The sequence below is a fragment of the Azospirillum brasilense genome (assembly GCF_003349955.1).
In the GTDB taxonomy this organism is placed as follows: Bacteria; Pseudomonadota; Alphaproteobacteria; order Azospirillales; family Azospirillaceae; genus Azospirillum; species Azospirillum brasilense_B.
In genome coordinates this window covers 1-17193 of the sequence record NZ_QLKQ01000051.1, presented here as the reverse complement: position 1 = coordinate 17193, position 17193 = coordinate 1, and the positions used below count along the sequence as shown (strand labels likewise).

Genomic DNA, 17193 nt, shown 5'->3' with positions numbered 1-17193 from the left:
AGGGAAGCCCGTGGTGAGCCCCCCATGACGACCGGCTTTTCCATCGACGCCGACATCCGCCCCCCCGGCCAGGGTGGCCGCGGCGCCGTCGTCGCCGACGACGATCCCGGCCAGCGGGACGCGCTGGCCCGTCATCTGGCCGAGCGCGGCTTCACCGTGTCCACGGTGTCCGGCGGCTTCGAGGCGCTCGGCCTCATCGGGGCCGAGGGCCCGGCCGTCGCCCTGCTGCGCCGCCACCGGCTGGAGGACGAGGGGGACCGGGCCGCGGCGCTGGCCTGCATGCTCTACCCGCACACCCGGATCATCCTGACCGCCGGCGCGCCGGACGCCCAGTTGGACGCCCAGTTGGACGCCCAGTGGGACGCCCAATGGGACGCTGAGCCGGGCAACAGCCCGGTCACCGTGCTGGCCCGCCCCGTGGATCTGGCGCTGCTCGACCGCTGCCTGGATGGGCTATAGGACGGGCTATAGGACGACCTCCACCGGCGTCCCCGCCGCAAGCCCCCCATCACGGTCGGCGCGGCCCCGGTTGACGGCGATCTCCGCCAGACCGCTGGAGTTCGCGTACCACAGCGCCTCCCCCACCGGGACGTCGGCGAAGGTCCGGCCCCGGCGCACCGTGCGCCCGCCGGCCCGCAGCACCGCGTTCTCCGGCAGCCGGTCGGCGCGCAGGCCGGTCATGGCGTTGCCGTAGACGTCCACATAGACGATCCGCGCCAGATCGTCCGGCCAGTCGGGCCGCGCGAGGCCGGCCGGATCGACGGGCTCCAGCGCGACCGGGTTGCCCATGGCGAGGCTGGCCGCCACCGGGGCGAACAGGTCCCGCCCGTGGAAGCTGGCCGACAGCCGCTCGGGCCGCCAGCCGATGCTCCAGGCGCGCACCGACTCGGCGCGGCGCCGCAGCAGCTCGAACAGGCCGTTGTCCGGCCCGACGAAGCGGCGCCCGTCGGCCTCCACCACCAGCGGGCGGCGGTCGGTCCCGACGCCGGGGTCCACCACGCAGACGAAGACGCTGTCCGCCGGGAATTCCGGAGCGTAGGCGGCCAGCAGATAGGCCGAGAGCTGCGGGTCGAAGGCGGGGGCGTCGGCGAACAGGTCGATGACCGGCAGGCCCGGCGCCATCCGCGCCAGCACCGCCTTCATCTGCCCGGTGTAGGGGCCGGACAACCCGAAATCCGTAAAGAGCACGATCATCCCGCCACTGTAGCGCACTCCACCCCGTTCGGTAAGACACCGATCGTCACGAGCCGCCTTGCAAGGCCGGAAAGACGCTTCATATAGTCTTGGAACGCAAATGCACTCCACCCCGTTTACTTGGTCTTCCCACCCTAACCTTGCCGATCTTTGTCGGGACCAATGAATATGAACATATGTTCAAAAACCTTCGCGACGAAGAGCCTGACGAAGTTTATCGCCATCATCGGCTTGGCCGCCGCCCTGCTGCTGCCGGGAGCGGCGCGGGCCGAGGGTGAACGGCCCCAGGGCGAGCGCCCGAAGATCGTCGCCACCACCGGCATGGTCGCCGACCTCGTGCGGGCGGTGGCCGGCGACCGGGCGGCGGTGGAGGCGCTGATGGGCGAAGGCGTCGATCCGCACCTGTTCAAGCCCACCCGCTCCGACACGGTGAAGCTGCTGCGGGCCGACGCAGTATTCATCAGCGGCCTGCATCTGGAAGGCAAGATGACCGCCGCCTTCGACCGGCTGCGCGAGTCCGGCAAGCCGGTGGTGGCGCTGGGCGACGCGGTGCCCAGGGAGAGGCTGCTCAGCCCGCCCGAGTTCGAGGGCGCCCACGACCCGCACATTTGGATGGATGTGGGCATCTGGGCGAGCACCCTGCCGTCCATCCGCGACGGGCTGGTCCGGCTCGACCCCGCGGGCGCCGAGACGTACGCCCGCAACGCCGACGCGTACGGGGCGGAGCTGGCGCGGCTCGACGCGTACGCCCGGCGCATCCTGTCCTCCATCCCCGGCAAGGCCCGCGTGCTGGTGACCGCCCACGACGCCTTCAACTATCTGGGCCGCGCCTACGGGATCGAGGTGCGCGGCATCCAGGGAATCAGCACGGAATCCGAGGCCGGGCTGCGGATCATCGAGGAGCTGGCCGCGCTGCTGGCGGAGCGCGGCGTGCCGGCGGTCTTTCCGGAAACCAGCGTGTCCGACCGCAACGTCCGCGCCCTGGTCGAAGGGGCGGGGGCGCGCGGCCACCGGGTGACGCTGGGCGGCGCCCTGTTCTCCGACGCCATGGGCGCGCCGGGCAGCTACGAAGGCACCTACATCGGCATGATCGACCACAATGTGACGACCATCGCCCGCGCGCTGGGCGGCGAGGCGCCGGCCGGCGGCTTCCAGGGCAAGCTCGCCCTGGCGCAGCGCTGACGCGGCGGAGGAGGAACGGACCATGCAGTATCTCTGGCGCACCCCCGGCAGCCGCACCGCCCCCGAAGAGGCCTCGCCCATCGGGCCGCCGCCCCTGGAGATCCGCGGCCTGACCGTCGCCTACCACCGCCGGCCGGTGCTGTGGAACGTCGACTACGCCGCCCCGCCGGGCGGGCTGATCGCCGTGGTCGGGCCGAACGGCGCGGGCAAGTCGACGCTGATCAAGGCGTGCCTCGGGCTGGTCCCGAGCGTGTCGGGATCGGTCGAGGTGTTCGGGCGCCCGATCGCGAAGCAGCGCCGCCTGATCGGCTATGTGCCGCAGCGCGAAAGCGTGGATTGGGACTTTCCCGTCTCGGCGCTCGACGTGGTGGCGATGGGCCGCTACGGGAAGATCGGCTGGTTCCGCCCGGTCACCCGCGCCCACAAGGAGGCGGCGCTGCACGCGCTGGAGCGGGTGGGCATGGCCGACTTCGCCAAGCGCCAGATCGGCCAGCTCTCCGGCGGGCAGCAACAGCGCGTCTTCCTGGCCCGCGCGCTGGCCCAGGAGGCGCAGCTCTACTTCATGGACGAGCCCTTCGCCGGGGTGGACGCGGCGACGGAGCGTGCGGTGCTCCAGGTGCTGCGCGACCTCGACGCCGCCGGGCGGACGGTGATCTGCGTCCACCACGACCTCCAGACGGTCAGCGACTATTTCGATCACGCCCTGCTGCTCAACACCCGCGTGGTCGCCCAGGGGCCGGTCGCGCGGGTGATGACGCCCGACCTGCTGTCCCGCACCTACGGCGGACGGCCGATGCCTGCCCCGGCGGCATTGGGGGCATTCGGGGCGGAGGCGTCATGATCGATCCCATGTTCGAGGAGGCCCTGCGCATCCTCACTTTCCAGTCCGGCTTCAACAGCGCCGTGGTGGTCGCCGGGACCGCCGCGCTGGGGCTGGCCGGCGGGACGGTCGGCACCTTCCTGCTGCTGCGCCGCCGCGCCCTGGTCAGCGACGCGCTGAGCCACGCCACCCTGCCCGGCATCGCCGTCGCCTTCCTGGTCGGGGCGGCGCTCGGCCTGCCGGAGCGCTCGCTGCCGCTGCTGCTGGCCGGGGCGGTGGCCAGCGGGGTGGTCGGGCTGCTGACCGTGCAGGCGCTGTCCCGCTTCACCCGGCTGACCGAGGATTCGGCGATCGGCGCCGTGCTGTCGGTCTTCTTCGGGCTGGGCGTCGTGCTGCTCAGCGTTATCCAGAACCTGGAGCTGGGCGGGCAGGCCGGGCTGAAGACCTTCATCCTGGGCCAGACCGCCGCCATGGCGCAGGGCGAGGCCATCGCCATCGGCCTGCTGGCCGCCGGGGCGGCGCTGGCCGTCGCCCTGCTGTTCAAGGAGTTGCGGGTGCTGGCCTTCGACCCCGGCTTCGCCGCCGTGCAGGGCTGGCCGGTGGGGGCGCTCGACCTCGCGCTGATGGGGCTGGCGACGCTGGTGACGGTGATCGGGCTTCAGACCGTGGGGCTGATCCTGGTGGTGGCACTCCTCATCATCCCGCCCGCCGCGGCGCGCTTCTGGACCGACCGGCTGCCCGCCCTGACGTTGATCGCCGCGGTGATCGGGGCGCTGTCCGGCTGGCTCGGCGCCACCCTGTCGGCCCTGCTGCCCAAGCTGCCGGCGGGGGCGGTGATCGTCCTGGTCGCCGGGGGCTTCTTCCTGCTCAGCTTCCTGTTCGCCCCGGCGCGCGGGCTGGTCGCCGCCGCGCTGCGCCAAGGGCGGCTGCGCCTGACCTTCGCGGAGCGGCGCGCCCTGACCGACCTTCTGGACGGCCGGCCGGCGGAAAGCTCTGTGGCGCTCTGGCTGCGCCTGCGCGGTTACATCCAGGACGGCGCCTTGACCGCCGCCGGACAGACCGCCGCCCGCGCGGCGGCGCGCGACCGCCGGCTGTGGGAGCGGTTCCTGGCCGACTACCCGGCCCTGCTGCCCGCCCACGCCAATTGGGGCGTGGACCCCATCGACTCGGTCCTGCCCGGCGACATGGTCCGGCTGCTGGAAGAGCGGAGCGCCCCGTCATGATGCCCGACGTCCAGGAATTCCTGCAGATCGACGCCCCCGCCCTGCTCGCCGCGGTGCTGGCCTGCGCCGCCTGCGCGCTGGTCGGCAACTTCCTGGTGCTGCGGCGCCAGGGGATGATGGGCGACGCGGTCAGCCACGCCATCCTGCCCGGCATCGTCGGCGGCTTCCTGGTCGCCGGCACGCGGGAGACGCTGCCGATGATGCTCGGCGCGCTGGCCGCCGCGGCGCTGGCCGGCCTGCTGATCGAGGCGGTGCGGCGGCTGGGCCGGCTGGAGTCCGGCGCCGCCATGGGCGTCGTCTTCACCGTGATGTTCGCCGCCGGCGTGGTGATGATCGAGCAGGCGTCGGCCGGGGGCATCGACCTCGACGCCGACTGCGTCCTCTACGGCCAGTTGGAGACCATCCTGTGGCTGGCCCCCACGGGCTGGGCATCGCTGGCCGATCCCGCGGTGTGGGCCGCCCTGCCGCGCGAGGTGCTGACGCTGGCCGCCGTCTTCGCGCTCTGCGTCGCCCTGGTCGGGCTGTTCTACAAGGAGCTGAAGATCACCACCTTCGACCCGGCGCTGGCCTCCACGCTGGGCATCCCGGCCGGGCTGTTCCATTACGGGGTGGTGCTTCTGGTTGCGGCCACCGCCATCGCCGCCTTCGAGGCGGTGGGCTCCATCCTGGTCATCGCCATGCTGATCGCCCCGCCCGCCGCCGCCCGCCTGCTGACCGACCGGCTGGCCGCGCAGATTCTGCTCAGCGTCGCCCTGGGGGTGCTGGCGGCGCTGGTGGGCTACGGCGCCGCGGCCTTCGGGCCGATGCTGCTCGGGGCTTCCCACTCGCTGAACGCGGCGGGGATGATCGCGGTGGCGTCCGGGCTGATCCTGGCACTGGCCGTCCTGTTCGGGCCGCGCCACGGCCTGCTGGGCCGGCGCCGCGCCGTCGGCCGGCTGCGCGCCGCCCCCGGATTCGTTGCTCCGGAGGCGCAAAAGCCGTAACGTTTTCGCCTCGTCCCATGCGGAGCGCCGAATGCCGTTCCCCCACCGCCAGCCGCGCCGCTGGAGCTGGCTCACCCTGGTCGCGTTCCTCCTTCTGATGGCGAGCGCGCTGCACACGCTGCAGCATTTTCTGGAGCATGGGAGCGACGAGCTGATCTGGCCCTTCTTCGGGATCGGGCTGGCCGGTGCGGTGATGGGTCTGGCGGTGCTGCGCGAACGGGAGGCCACCCAGCGCGCCGAGGCGGAGGCCCGCGCCGCCGACAGCCGGGCGGCCGACGCCCACCGCCGCCTGTCCGAGGCCATCGAGGTCATCAACGAGGGCTTCGCCCTGTTCGACGCCGACGACCGGCTGGTCCAGTGCAACGCCCGTTTCCGTGAGATCTACGCCCTGCTGGGGCCTCTGGAGCCCGGCATCCCCTTCGAATCGCTGATTCGTCGCGCCGCCGCCACCGGCCATTACCCCGACTGCGGCCCCGCCGACATCGACCGCTGGGTCGGGCGGGAGATGGAGCGGCACCGCAACCCGCAGGGGCCGCAAGTGCTGCGGATCGGTGACGGGCGCTGGTTCAAGATCGAGGAGCGGCGGACCAGCGACGGCGGCTATGTCGGGCTGCGCACCGACATCAGCGAGCTGAAGCGGCGCGAGCAGGAGCTGGCCCACAAGTCCGACCTGCTGGAGGCCACCTTCAGCGCCATGTCGCAGGGCCTCGTGGTGTGGAGCGCGGACTATCATTTCCTGACCTGCAACCGGCGCCTGCGCGAGATGCTCGACCTGCCGGACGGCGCGCTCCATCCCGGCCTGAGCATGGCCGGCTTCCTGCGCTTCCTGGCCGAGCGCGGCGAGTTCGGCACCGGCGACACGGCGGAGATCGTCGCCCGCCACCTGACCAACCTGCGTCCCGAGGGCGTCAGCCGCATCGAGCGCACGCGCCCCGACGGCCGGGTGCTGGAGATCACCGCCAGCTTCCTGCCCGACCGCTCGGTCCTGATGACCTACACGGACATCACCGACCACCGCCGGGTGGAGCAGGCCCTGCGCGAGAGCGAGGACCGTTTCCGCAAGCTGTCGGACGCCGCCATCGACGGCATCCTGGTGCACGAGCAGGGGGTGATCGCCGACGCCAACCGCGCCGCCGCCATCATCCTGGGCTATGCGCCGGACGAGCTGACGGGGCAGTCCATCACCGCGCTGATGGCGCCGGAGGACCGCGAGCTCGCCTGGCAGCGCATCCGCGCCCGCGACGAGACTCCCTTCGAGACCGTCTGCCTGCGCCGCAACGGCGAACGGCTGACGGTGCAGGGGGAGACCCGCTACGTTTTCTACCGCGGGCGGACCATGGCGATGGTGTCCTTTCGCGACATCACCGCCCACCGCCGCACCGAGGCGCAGCTCCGCCTCGCCAAGGAGCAGGCCGAGCTGGCGAGCCGCGCCAAGTCGGAGTTCCTGCGCACCATCAGCCACGAAATCCGCACCCCGATGAACGGCGTCCTCGGCATGCTCGGGCTGCTTCTGGACGGCCCGCTGGGGGAGGAGCAGCGCGCCTACGCCCACACCGCCCGCGAATCGGCGGAGGCGCTGCTGTCCATGCTCAACGACATCCTGGACATCTCCAAGATGGAGGCCGGGAAGCTGACCCTGGAGTCGGGCCGCTTCTCCCCCGCCGAGGTGGTGGAGAGCGTGGCCGAGCTGCAGGCCGCCCGCGCCTTCGCCAAAGGGATCGAACTGGCCGTCTGCATCCCCGGCGGCCTGCCGGCGGCGCTGCGCGGCGACTCGGGCCGGGTGCGGCAGGTCCTGCTGAACCTTGTCGGCAACGCCGTGAAGTTCACCGACCGCGGCGGCGTCGCCGTCACCCTGTCGCTGTGCGGGGACGCCCCCCACGCGCCGTCACGCCTGCGCTTCGAGGTGACCGACACCGGCGTCGGCATTCCGCAGGACGCCCAGGCCGACCTCTTCACCGAATTCTCCCAGGTGCATCCCCGCCTGTCGCGCCGCCACGACGGCGCCGGGCTGGGGCTGGCCATCTCCCGGCGGCTGGTGGAGATGATGGGCGGAGCCATCGGCTTCGACAGCGCCGCCGGCCAAGGCAGCCGCTTTTGGTTCACCCTGCCGCTGGAGCACGGGCCGCTGGAGCACGGGCCGCCGCCGCTCGCCGGGCAGACGGTCCTGCTTCTGGAATCCAACCCCGTCGCCCGGCGGGCGCTGGCCGAGCAGTTCCGCTCCTGGGGGGCGACGGTGAGCGCGCCGGACGTGGTGGCGATGGTGGCCGGGCTGGACGCCGGCACCCTGCCCGCCGCCGGCATCGCGGTGATCGGCAGCGTGGAAACCCCGGTCGCCGGGTCCCTGCCGGACCGGCTGCGCGCGCGGGGGGTGGGGCGGATCGTCCGTCTCGCCCTGCCGCACCGGACCGTGGGCGGGGACGGCAACGGCGCCGACGCCACGGTGACGAAGCCGGCCCGGCCCTCCCGCCTGCTCGCCGCCGTGACCGGGCGGAGCGCGGCGGAGGCACCGCCCGCCGCGGAGCCGGGTCCCCACAGCGCCGCCGCATCCCACCCCACCGGAACGGGCCGGCGGATTCTGCTGGTCGAGGACAGTCCGACCAACCAGATGGTCGCCGCCCTGCTGCTGCGCGGCGCCGGCTATCGGGTGGACATCGCCAACAACGGGCGGGAAGCGCTGGAGGCGGTGGAAACCGCGGCGTCCGGCCCGTCCCCCTATGGGCTGGTCCTGATGGATCTCGCCATGCCCGAGATGGACGGGCTGACCGCCACCCGCCGGCTGCGCGCCCTGCCGCCGCCGGCCGGCACCGTCCCGATCATCGCCATGACCGCCGACGCCATGGACAGCGACCGGGAACGCTGTCTGGCCGCCGGAATGAACGGCCACGTCGCCAAGCCCATCGACCGCCCGCATCTTCTGGAAACCGTGGCCGGCTGGCTGGACGCTCCCCCGGCGGCCGCCGCTTCGTCGGACGCCACCGCCCCGCCCCCGGCGGGCGCGGCAGAGATGGGCGTGCTGCAGATGGACGTTCTGGACATGGAGGTGCTGCAGCAGCTCGCCCGGGATCTCGACACGGACCTGCTGGCCGACGTCATCCGGCAGTTCGTGGAGGAGACGCTGGAACGGGCCGAACGCATCGCCCGCGGCGGGGCGGATGCGGCGGAGGGACGCCCGCCCGATCTCGCCGGGCTGGCGAAGGAGGCCCACACGCTGAAGAGCACCGCCGGGACCTTCGGCGCCCGCGACCTGTCGGCGGCCGCCCGGTCGCTGGAGCTGGCCTGCCGGAGCAACGCGGTGAGCGAGGTGACGTCGCTGTGCCGCGACATCCCCCGCCTGACCCGGGAAGCCGTGGAGGCCTACCGGCTCCGCGGCTACGTCACGTCATGACGTCCCTTCACTCCATGACGCTGATGTTGACCGCGGCGTCCTTGCCGTTGTTGCCGCGCGCCACCTCGAACTCGACGCGCTGGCCCTCGGACAGGGCGTGAAGACCCGACTTCTGCACGGCCGTGATGTGCACGAACACGTCCTTGGCGCCGGCCTCCGGCGCGATGAAGCCATAGCCCTTGGTGGTGTTGAACCATTTGACGGTGCCGGTGGTCATAAGGCGAACTCCTGCTCCTTGGTCGGGGCCCGCCGCCGGTCCGCGCCGCGGGGCGCCAGGAGCCGGCGAAGGACGATGGGCTGTGCGCGGGCTGTGCGCGGGCCGGGCGGCGGTCATAGGTGGCGATCCGGTGTGGCGCCACGCGGAAGCGCAAGCAAAGCAACGCGAGGGGAGGCTAGCCGGATGGCACCGGAACCGGCAAGGCGGCTTCACGGCATATGCCCAATGTAGCCAAACCGGTCATTTGGAAATAAGCCGATGGCGGCAGGTCCCGGCACGGCAAGACTTTCGATGGTCTTGCACGAATTGAACGCACACGAAGTCTATGCTTCGGCAGGACCAGAGGCGCGGGGGCGGGAACGGGGGATGGGGCTGCCGGAAGGGCCGGGACTCAGAGTTTTCCTTCGGCCTGCCAGGCCAGGCGCTTGCGGTAGATCGTCGAGGCGCTGATTTCCAGCAGGGCCGCGGCGCGGGGGATGTTGCCGTCGCAGGCGGCGATGGCCTCCTCGATGGCGTCGCGCTCGACCTCCCACAGCGGCTTCACCGTCTTGGGCGACGGCGCCTGGGCCACGGAGCCTTGGCTGTGGGCATGGCCGCCGCCATGACCGTTCGCGCCGCCGTTGGCGGGCGGCGGTGCGGCGGTCCCCGCCGGGGTGCCGAGCGGGGCCGGCAGCATGGCCGGCGTCACCGTGTCGCCGTCGTGCAGCACCACGATGTTGCGCACCACGTTCTGCACCTGCCGCACGTTGCCCGGCCAGTGGTAGGTGCGCAGCGCCTGCTCCGCCGCCGGGGAGAAGCGGACGAAGCCCTTGCCCTCCTCCCGCGTGTAGTCGGCCAGGAACTGACGGCAGATCTCCAGGACGTCGTCCTCGCGCTCGCGCAGCGGCGGCAGGTGGATGGGGATGACGTGCAGGCGGTAATAGAGATCCTCGCGGAAGCGTCCCTCCTCGACTTCGCGCAGGGGGTCGCGGTTGGTCGCGCAGATGATGCGCAGATCGACCTTCTCCAGCCGGCTGCCGCCGACCGGCGTGAAGGTGCCGGTCTGGATGAAGCGCAGCAGCTTGGTTTGCAGGTCAGGCGCCAGCTCGCAGATCTCGTCGAGGAACAGGGTGCCGCCGTTGGCCCGCGCCGCCGCGCCCTCGCGGTCGGCCACCGCCCCGGTGAAGGAGCCCTTCATGTGGCCGAAGATCTCGCTCTCCATCAGGTCCTTGGGGATGGCCCCGCAGTTGATGGCGATGAAGGGCCGGTCGGCCCGCGGGCTCTGCCGGTGGATGGCCTCGGCGCAGACCTCCTTGCCGGTCCCCGACTCGCCGGTGATGAAGACCGTCGCGCGGGAGGAGGCGGCGCTGTCGATGATCCGGTAGACCGCCTGCATCGCCAGGGACGAGCCGAGGAAGCCGTGATAGCGGGTGCGCCCCAGGTCCTTCTCGAAGCTGTCGACCAGTTGGGCGAGGCGCAGCCGCTCCATGGCGTTGCGCACGGTGACGGTCAGCCGCTCCGCCGAGAAGGGCTTCACCAGGAAATCATAGGCGCCGTAGCGCATCGCCTCCACCGCCACCCCGACCGACCCGTGGGCGGTGATGATGATGACCGCGCAGGGCAGCGCCTGGGCGCTGATCCGCTTCAGCACGTCCATCCCGTGCATGTCGGGAAGCTGGAGGTCCAGCAGCACGATCCGCGGCACGCCGTCGGCCAGCTGCTCCAGCGCCGCGGCCCCCGTCTCCACCGTTGTGACGGAGGTGCAGTCCTTCTTCAGGAACTCCGCATAGACGCGGGCCAGCGACGGCGTGTCTTCGACGAGCAGAACGGGCGTGGAGCGCGCGGGCATGGACCGTTTGAATTCAAATGGAAAATAGGGAAAAGAGCCTCCGGATTGCCTTGGTTATCAGCAAATCCTTAAAAATGCACTCTACGCGATGACGGGTCTTGGACGAAAGACCCGGAATGCGGCCGCGCAACGAAATATCCCATCCATGGTTTCACATTCCGGTCATGGATGTGCATTTCACACCGGATTTGCTGTGAGGATGAGCGAAGGACGCTTGTACCGGACGCCGTGATGGAATATCTGAATTCTACAAAATCCATAGCAAGGAGCGGCGGACCCCCGTGGCCGAAACATCCGTGCTGTCCGGCAAGCGCATCCTGCTCGTCATCGCGGGCGGCATCGCGGCCTACAAGAGCCTGGAGCTGATCCGCCGCCTGAAGGAGCGGGGCGTGCGCGTGCGCGCGGTCCTGACCCGGGCCGGGGCGCAGTTCGTCACGCCCCTGTCGGTGCAGGCGCTGACCGAGGACACCGTCTACCAGGACCTGTGGTCCCTGACCGACGAATCGGAGATGGGGCACATCCAGCTGTCGCGCGACGCCGACCTGCTGGTCGTCGCCCCGGCCACCGCCAACCTGCTGGCCCGCATGGCCGCCGGCATGGCCGACGATCTGGCCGCCACCGTGCTGCTGGCCACCGACAAGCCGGTGCTCGTCGCGCCGGCGATGAACGTGCGCATGTGGGAGCATCCGGCGACCCGCGACAATCTGGCGCTCCTGGAAAAGCGCGGCGTGCGCCGGGTCGGCCCGAACAAGGGCGAGATGGCCTGCGGCGAGTATGGATTCGGGCGCATGGCCGAGCCGATGGAGATCGTCCAGGCCATCGCCAGCCATTTCGAGGAGCTGGACGCGCCCAAGCCGCTGGCCGGCAAGCGCGCGCTGGTCACCAGCGGCCCGACGGTGGAACCCATCGATCCGGTGCGCTACATCGCCAACCGCTCCTCCGGCAAGCAGGGCCACGCCATCGCCGAGGCGCTGCGGCGGCTGGGGGCGGAGGTGACGCTGGTCACCGGCCCGACCCGCCTGCCCGACCCGCCCGGCTGCACCGTGCGCCCCATCGAGACGGCGCGCGAGATGCTGGCGGCCTGCGAGTCGGCCCTGCCCGCCGACATCGCGGTCTGCGCCGCCGCCGTCGCCGACTGGCGCGTGGCCGGCGAGTCGGACCGCAAGCTGAAGAAGGACGGCGGCGGCCCGCCGAGCCTGACCCTGACCGAGAACCCCGACATCCTGGCGACGCTGTCCCAGGCCGGGCCGCGCCGCCCGGCGCTGGTCGTCGGCTTCGCCGCGGAGACCGGCAACGTGGTCGACTACGCGACCGCCAAGCGCGCCCGCAAGGGCTGCGACTGGATCGTCGCCAACGACGTGTCGCCGGGCACCACCACCTTCGGCGGGGCCGACAACACCGTCCATCTGATCCGCGCCGACGGCGCCGAGGACTGGCCCACCATGGGCAAGGACGCCGTGGCCGCCCGCCTGGCCGAGGCCATCGCCCGGCATTTCAATCCGCCTCCCCCCCCTGCCCCCCAGGAGACCCTTCCGTGAGCGCAACGGCATCCGCCATTCCCGTTCCCATCGTCCGGCTCGCCCACGCCGCGGGGCTGGACCTGCCGGCCTACGCGACCGAACACGCGGCGGGCATGGACCTGCTGGCCGCGCTGGCGGAGCCGGTCGTCCTGGAACCGGGCCGCCGCGCGCTGATCCCCACCGGCGTCGCCTTCGCCCTGCCCGACGGGTACGAGGCGCAGGTGCGGCCGCGCTCCGGCCTGGCGCTGAAGCACGGGGTCACGGTGCTGAACAGCCCGGGCACCATCGACGCCGACTACCGCGGCGAGGTCGGGGTGATCCTGATCAACCACGGCGACCAGCCCTTCACGGTGGAGCGCGGGCAGCGCATCGCCCAGCTCGTGATCGCCCGCTACGAGCGCGCCGCCTGGGCCGAGTCGGCCGCTCTGCCCGACAGCGCCCGCGGCGCCGGGGGCTTCGGCTCCACCGGCCAGTTCGCCCCGCCCTCCCCCGCGCAGGAGAAGCACTGATGCTCCGCATCTCCAAGAAGCTGATGTTCGCGATCGAGGCGGTGCTGGACATCGCCTACAACGCCGGCACCGAACCCGTGCAGTCCGGCGAGATCACCCGCCGCCAGGGCATTCCCAAGCGCTATCTGGAGCAGGTCCTCCAGCAACTCGTCCGCGACGGCGTCCTGGCCGGCGTGCGCGGGCCGCGCGGCGGCTACCGGCTGGCCCGCGAGCGCCGGCGGATCACGCTGGGCGAGATCGTGAAGGTCGTCCGCTCCATGGAGACCGCGACCGACCCCATCGAGGAGCCGGCCGGCTCCATCCTGGGGCACAAGGTCGTGCGCCCGCTGTGGAACGAGCTTCAGGAGGAATGCATGAAGAAGCTCGACGACATCACCATCGAGGATCTCTGCCTGCGCGCCCGCACCGCCGGCGTCGAGAGCGAGACCGAAGACCGCATCGATTTTACGATTTGATCCCACCCGGAAAACGGTTAAATTCTACGCATGATGTAGAAAGTGGGAAAATACCACACACCGGAGGAGTGAAAAATGCCGGGTTCCGAGTTTCGCGGTAAGATCTACGACAGCATTCTCGACACCGTCGGCGCCACGCCGCTGGTGCGCGTCAACCGGCTGGCCGAGGACGCCGGGGCCAAGGCCCAGATCGTCGGCAAGCTGGAGTTCTTCAACCCGCTGGCCAGCGTGAAGGACCGCATCGGCTTCGCCATGATCGACGCGGCGGAGCGCGCCGGCACCATCGAGCCGGGCCGCACCACCCTGGTCGAGCCGACGTCGGGCAACACCGGCATCGCGCTGGCCTTCGTCGCCGCCGCCAAGGGGTACCGGCTGATCCTGACCATGCCGGAAAGCATGTCGGTCGAGCGCCGCAAGATGCTGAAGCTGCTGGGCGCCGAGCTGGTGCTGACGCCGGCCGCGGAGGGCATGAAGGGCGCCATCCGCCGGGCCGACGAGATCGTCGCCACCGATCCGAACGCCTACATGCTCCAGCAGTTCAAGAACGGCGCCAACCCGGAGATCCACCGCAACACCACGGCGGAGGAGATCTGGAAGGACACCGACGGCAAGGCCGACTTCCTGGTTTCCGGCGTCGGCACCGGCGGCACGCTGACCGGCGTGTCGGAGGTCCTGAAGGCCCGCAAGCCCGGCTTCCGCACCATCGCGGTGGAGCCGGAGGACAGCCCCGTCCTGTCCGGCGGCATGCCCGGCCCGCACAAGATCCAGGGCATCGGCGCCGGTTTCGTGCCGGACGTCCTGAACAAGGACCTGATCGACGAGGTCGTCCGCATCTCCAACCAGCGCGCCTTCGAGACGGCCCGCAAGGTGGCGAAGCTGGAAGGCATTCCGGTCGGCATCTCCTCGGGTGCCGCTCTGGCCGCGGCGCTGGAGATCGGCTCCCGCCCGGAGAACGAGGGCAAGCTGATCGTCGTGATCCTGCCGTCCTTCGCCGAGCGCTACCTCTCCACCGCCCTGTTCGAAGGGCTGGAGTAAAGCGGCCTCCCCTCTCCCGCATCCGTCACGGGTGTGGGAGAGGGATGTCCGGCACGCTTTCCCGCGCAACCGGGCGGCGAATATTGCGCTGGCGCGCATCCTGCTGTAGAGTGGGACTCGTCCGGTCTTTTTGCGCGACGACCACACCGGTCGGCGCTTTGACAAAAAGATTGGATTTTAGTAATCTACCCAGTCAGCGCCGGCCAGTCTGCGCCAGGAGTTGCGGCCGGCGCCGCTCCGCCCTCTGAGGCGACCGCCCGGTTCGCGGCGCGGCCGCCCGACGATGCGGAGCGGACGGCACAGGACCAGCGGGGGAGGCCACCATGGGCGTCGCGATTCCGAATGCCTCGACGATGAACTGGTTCCAGTTCCGCGGCATCACCAACGAATTGGACTCCAACCTCGCATCCACCGACTACCGCCAGTTCACGGTGTCGAAGACCGGCGAATTCAATTTCAAAATCGCCGACATCAACACCAACATCAAGATCGTCGACCAGAACAACAAGGTCGTCGCCGAGGCGAAGGCCAAGAACGAATCGGCGGAAACCAGCGCCAAGCTCGGCCCCGGCACCTACACCGCGGTCATTTCCCAGGCCGTGCGCGGGGTGAACGAGCGCGAATACACGCTGGACATCACCGAACGCCAGAACATCATGATGGTGGGGACCGGTGCCCAGATGAAGGGCATCGCCCGCGCCGTCGTCGGCAACGACAGCGGCGTCCAGAAGCACACGCTGACCGTCGCCCAGGGCGGCGAGTTCGTCGGCAACATGTCCCTGCCCTACACGCGCTGGGCCCTCATGAGCAAGGAGGGCAAGGTCGTGGCCTCCGGCGACACGATGGACCCGGCGAAGTCGGGCCAGGACATGCTGAAGAAGCCCAGCTTCAAGATCGACCCCGGCCAGTACGAGCTGGTGATCGTCCCCCCGAAGAACGTGGTCGGCGAAATCCCTTACCAGCTGAACTTCATCCAGAAGGTCGCCAAGTCGCCCGACGACACCAGCGAGGAACGCCCGTTCGACAAGATCATGCGGGAGCGCGAGGCCCGGCTGAAGCAGTGGGCGGCGGACGATGCGGCCAAGTCGTCCAGCACCTCGAAGACCACCCCCTACAAGATGAGCCTGCTCGCCTGACGCCGCCGCTCCGCGGCGAGGAGACTTGCGCGAGGGGACTTGCGCGGCACGGGGCGTTCCGCGCTATTCTGCGGATCATGGAATTCACCGACACCCAGCTTCACCGCTATTCCCGCCACATCATCCTGCCGGAGGTCGGCGGCATCGGACAGGAGGCGCTGTTGCGCGCCCGCGTCCTGGTCGTCGGGGCCGGCGGGCTGGGCGCGCCGCTGCTGCTCTACCTCGCCGCGGCGGGGGTGGGCACCATCGGCGTCATCGACGACGACACGGTGGACCTGTCCAACCTGCAACGGCAGGTCATCCACGACGAGTCGTCGCTCGGCGTTCCGAAGGTGGAGAGCGCCGCCGCCCGCATCCGCGCGCTGAACCCCGACGTGGCGGTGGAGGTGCACAAGGCGCGGCTGACGAAGGACAACGCGCTGGACCTGATCGGGCGCTACGACATCGTGGCCGACGGGTCGGACAATTTCGCCACGCGCTTCCTGCTCAACGACGCCTGCTACTTCGCGGGCAAGACGCTGGTGTCGGCGGCGATCCTGCGCTTCGACGGGCAGGTGTCCACCTTCAAGGCGCATCTCGGCGACCCGCACCCCTGCTACCGCTGCCTGTTCCCGGAACCGCCGCCGCGCGGGCTGGTGCCGTCCTGCTCCGAAGGCGGCGTTCTGGGAGCGCTGGCCGGCTTCGTCGGTTCGCTCCAGACGACCGAGGTGCTGAAGGAGATCATGGGCATCGGCGAGGGGCTGTCGGGCAGCCTGATGATGCTCGATACGCTGCACGCCTCGTTCCAGCGCATCACGGTGCGCCGCGACCCCGACTGCCCGCTGTGCGGCGCCCACCCGACCATCCACGACCTGTCCGCCCATTGAGCGGCGGCTGAGAGGCTCCCCCTTATGGAAGGTCCTGAAAACCTGTCCATCGTCCTGTTCGCGGGCGGTTTCGACCGGGTTCACTACGCCCTGGTGATGGCCAGCGCCGCAGCGGCGACCAACCGCAAGGTCACGCTGTTCTTCACCGGCCGCGCCCTGAACACGCTGCTGGCCGGCGACGCGGACGGCGCGCCGGGCTGGCACCGGCTGGACCCCGCCGACGACGGCAGCCGCCCGGCGGAGCGCGACGCCGCCTTCACGGCCAACGGGCTGGCCGGCTTCGAAGAGCTGCTGGAGGCCTGCGTGATGCTCAAGGTCACGGTCATGGCCTGCGAGATGGGGCTGCGCGCGCTCGGCCTGCCCGCTGGCGTGCCGCTGCGCCCCGACGTGCCGGTGACGACCGGCGGAGTCGTCACCTTCCTGAACGACGCGCCGAAGACCGGCGCGATCCTGTTCGTGTGAGCGCGATGACCGACGACCACAGCCCGGTGGACCACAGCTTGGTGATCGAGCACGCGAACCGCTTCGAGGCGATCGCCGCGGAGGGGTTCGAAGGCCGCCCCTACCGGGACGCGCTGGCCCATCTGGCGCAGCATGTGACGGCGCATCCCGACCTCGCCCCGCGGGTGGCGCACGCCCTGCGCATGATGATCGGCTTCATCGAGGACAGCGACCCGGCGAAGCGCTTCGGCCCGAAGGTGGCGATCCTGCGGGAGGCGGTGGGGTTGTTGGAGGGGTAGCTTTCGCATTGCACACGGAGCCCCCACCCTTCCCACGCTGACGCGTGGGCCCCTTCCCTCCCCCGCTTCGCAGGAGAGGGAGCTTATCCCCTCCCCTGCG

General features: G+C 70.8%; 17 protein-coding genes. 14 read left to right on the top strand and 3 right to left on the bottom strand.

Annotated elements, in window-relative coordinates; genetic code table 11:
* Window positions 1-24 precede the first annotated feature (24 nt).
* A complete protein-coding gene (locus DXK32_RS20900; RefSeq protein ID WP_114860269.1) occupies window positions 25-459 on the top strand; it encodes a response regulator in 435 nt (144 codons plus the stop codon).
* 6 nt (window positions 460-465) lie between these two features.
* Here DXK32_RS20900 and DXK32_RS20895 read toward each other — a convergent pair whose 3' ends face one another.
* The gene (locus DXK32_RS20895) at window positions 466-1194 is read right to left on the bottom strand and encodes an SAM hydrolase/SAM-dependent halogenase family protein (protein WP_114860268.1); all 729 of its coding nucleotides are present in this window, start codon (window positions 1192-1194) and stop codon (window positions 466-468) included.
* A gap of 168 nt (window positions 1195-1362) precedes the next feature.
* Here DXK32_RS20895 and DXK32_RS20890 point away from each other — a divergent pair, with 168 nt between their 5' ends.
* The 5 genes from DXK32_RS20890 to DXK32_RS20870 are packed head-to-tail and all read left to right on the top strand — an operon-like array spanning window position 1363 to window position 8787.
* The gene (locus DXK32_RS20890; protein ID WP_247877259.1) at window positions 1363-2376 is read left to right on the top strand and encodes a metal ABC transporter solute-binding protein, Zn/Mn family; all 1014 of its coding nucleotides are present in this window, start codon (window positions 1363-1365) and stop codon (window positions 2374-2376) included.
* 22 nt (window positions 2377-2398) lie between these two features.
* Window positions 2399-3217, top strand: coding sequence for a metal ABC transporter ATP-binding protein (locus DXK32_RS20885; protein WP_114860267.1), 819 nt, complete (start codon window positions 2399-2401; stop codon window positions 3215-3217).
* Window positions 3214-4419: a metal ABC transporter permease gene (locus tag DXK32_RS20880; RefSeq protein ID WP_114860266.1), complete on the top strand. Its 1206-nt coding sequence runs from the start codon at window positions 3214-3216 to the stop codon at window positions 4417-4419. Before DXK32_RS20885 ends, DXK32_RS20880 begins: the two co-directional genes overlap by 4 nt.
* Window positions 4416-5402 (top strand): metal ABC transporter permease, encoded by a 987-nt coding sequence (locus DXK32_RS20875; protein ID WP_114860265.1) that lies wholly within the window; start codon window positions 4416-4418, stop codon window positions 5400-5402. The genes DXK32_RS20880 and DXK32_RS20875 overlap by 4 nt, the downstream gene beginning before the upstream one ends.
* 31 nt (window positions 5403-5433) lie before the next feature.
* On the top strand, window positions 5434-8787 hold the full coding sequence (locus DXK32_RS20870) for a PAS-domain containing protein (RefSeq protein WP_114860264.1): 3354 nt from the start codon (window positions 5434-5436) through the stop codon (window positions 8785-8787).
* Window positions 8788-8794: 7 nt separating this feature from the next.
* Here DXK32_RS20870 and DXK32_RS20865 read toward each other — a convergent pair whose 3' ends face one another.
* Window positions 8795-9004, bottom strand: a complete 210-nt coding sequence (locus DXK32_RS20865) for a cold-shock protein (RefSeq protein ID WP_014238764.1) — start codon at window positions 9002-9004, stop codon at window positions 8795-8797.
* Between the two features lie 391 nt (window positions 9005-9395).
* Entirely contained in the window at window positions 9396-10832 is a 1437-nt protein-coding gene (locus DXK32_RS20860; RefSeq protein WP_114860263.1) for a sigma-54-dependent transcriptional regulator, read from the bottom strand.
* Window positions 10833-11113: 281 nt separating this feature from the next.
* Between DXK32_RS20860 and coaBC the strand changes: the two genes are divergently transcribed.
* From coaBC to DXK32_RS20820, 8 genes are all read left to right on the top strand, one after another.
* Complete coding sequence (gene coaBC / locus DXK32_RS20855; protein ID WP_114860262.1) at window positions 11114-12370, top strand: bifunctional phosphopantothenoylcysteine decarboxylase/phosphopantothenate--cysteine ligase CoaBC; 1257 nt, start codon at window positions 11114-11116, stop codon at window positions 12368-12370.
* Window positions 12367-12861: a dUTP diphosphatase gene (dut, locus tag DXK32_RS20850; protein ID WP_114860261.1), complete on the top strand. Its 495-nt coding sequence runs from the start codon at window positions 12367-12369 to the stop codon at window positions 12859-12861. The genes coaBC and dut overlap by 4 nt, the downstream gene beginning before the upstream one ends.
* Window positions 12861-13316 carry an RrF2 family transcriptional regulator gene (locus DXK32_RS20845; RefSeq protein ID WP_014238770.1) on the top strand — a complete coding sequence of 152 codons (456 nt, stop codon included), beginning with the start codon at window positions 12861-12863 and terminating at the stop codon, window positions 13314-13316. Before dut ends, DXK32_RS20845 begins: the two co-directional genes overlap by 1 nt.
* Before the next feature lie 75 nt (window positions 13317-13391).
* Window positions 13392-14351, top strand: coding sequence for a cysteine synthase A (gene cysK / locus DXK32_RS20840; RefSeq protein ID WP_114860260.1), 960 nt, complete (start codon window positions 13392-13394; stop codon window positions 14349-14351).
* Window positions 14352-14674: 323 nt separating this feature from the next.
* Window positions 14675-15487 (top strand): hypothetical protein, encoded by an 813-nt coding sequence (locus tag DXK32_RS20835; RefSeq protein WP_114860259.1) that lies wholly within the window; start codon window positions 14675-14677, stop codon window positions 15485-15487.
* 77 nt (window positions 15488-15564) lie between these two features.
* Window positions 15565-16353, top strand: a complete 789-nt coding sequence (locus tag DXK32_RS20830; protein ID WP_114860258.1) for a HesA/MoeB/ThiF family protein — start codon at window positions 15565-15567, stop codon at window positions 16351-16353.
* A 24-nt stretch (window positions 16354-16377) separates the two neighbouring features.
* A complete protein-coding gene (locus DXK32_RS20825) occupies window positions 16378-16815 on the top strand; it encodes a DsrE family protein (RefSeq protein ID WP_114860257.1) in 438 nt (145 codons plus the stop codon).
* A gap of 5 nt (window positions 16816-16820) precedes the next feature.
* Window positions 16821-17093, top strand: coding sequence for a hypothetical protein (locus DXK32_RS20820; protein WP_114860256.1), 273 nt, complete (start codon window positions 16821-16823; stop codon window positions 17091-17093).
* The last annotated feature ends 100 nt before the right edge of the window (window positions 17094-17193 follow it).

What these genes read in the sequence shown, in the direction of transcription:
- DXK32_RS20900 (WP_114860269.1), top strand. Translation starts at nt 25, where the DNA reads ATGACGACCGGCTTTTCCATCGACGCCGACATCCGCCCCCCCGGCCAG.
- DXK32_RS20895 (WP_114860268.1), bottom strand. Translation starts at nt 1,194, where the DNA reads ATGATCGTGCTCTTTACGGATTTCGGGTTGTCCGGCCCCTACACCGGG.
- DXK32_RS20890 (WP_247877259.1), top strand. Translation starts at nt 1,363, where the DNA reads ATGAACATATGTTCAAAAACCTTCGCGACGAAGAGCCTGACGAAGTTT.
- DXK32_RS20885 (WP_114860267.1), top strand. Translation starts at nt 2,399, where the DNA reads ATGCAGTATCTCTGGCGCACCCCCGGCAGCCGCACCGCCCCCGAAGAG.
- DXK32_RS20880 (WP_114860266.1), top strand. Translation starts at nt 3,214, where the DNA reads ATGATCGATCCCATGTTCGAGGAGGCCCTGCGCATCCTCACTTTCCAG.
- DXK32_RS20875 (WP_114860265.1), top strand. Translation starts at nt 4,416, where the DNA reads ATGATGCCCGACGTCCAGGAATTCCTGCAGATCGACGCCCCCGCCCTG.
- DXK32_RS20870 (WP_114860264.1), top strand. Translation starts at nt 5,434, where the DNA reads ATGCCGTTCCCCCACCGCCAGCCGCGCCGCTGGAGCTGGCTCACCCTG.
- DXK32_RS20865 (WP_014238764.1), bottom strand. Translation starts at nt 9,004, where the DNA reads ATGACCACCGGCACCGTCAAATGGTTCAACACCACCAAGGGCTATGGC.
- DXK32_RS20860 (WP_114860263.1), bottom strand. Translation starts at nt 10,832, where the DNA reads ATGCCCGCGCGCTCCACGCCCGTTCTGCTCGTCGAAGACACGCCGTCG.
- DXK32_RS20845 (WP_014238770.1), top strand. Translation starts at nt 12,861, where the DNA reads ATGCTCCGCATCTCCAAGAAGCTGATGTTCGCGATCGAGGCGGTGCTG.
- cysK (WP_114860260.1), top strand. Translation starts at nt 13,392, where the DNA reads ATGCCGGGTTCCGAGTTTCGCGGTAAGATCTACGACAGCATTCTCGAC.
- DXK32_RS20835 (WP_114860259.1), top strand. Translation starts at nt 14,675, where the DNA reads ATGGGCGTCGCGATTCCGAATGCCTCGACGATGAACTGGTTCCAGTTC.
- DXK32_RS20830 (WP_114860258.1), top strand. Translation starts at nt 15,565, where the DNA reads ATGGAATTCACCGACACCCAGCTTCACCGCTATTCCCGCCACATCATC.
- DXK32_RS20825 (WP_114860257.1), top strand. Translation starts at nt 16,378, where the DNA reads ATGGAAGGTCCTGAAAACCTGTCCATCGTCCTGTTCGCGGGCGGTTTC.
- DXK32_RS20820 (WP_114860256.1), top strand. Translation starts at nt 16,821, where the DNA reads ATGACCGACGACCACAGCCCGGTGGACCACAGCTTGGTGATCGAGCAC.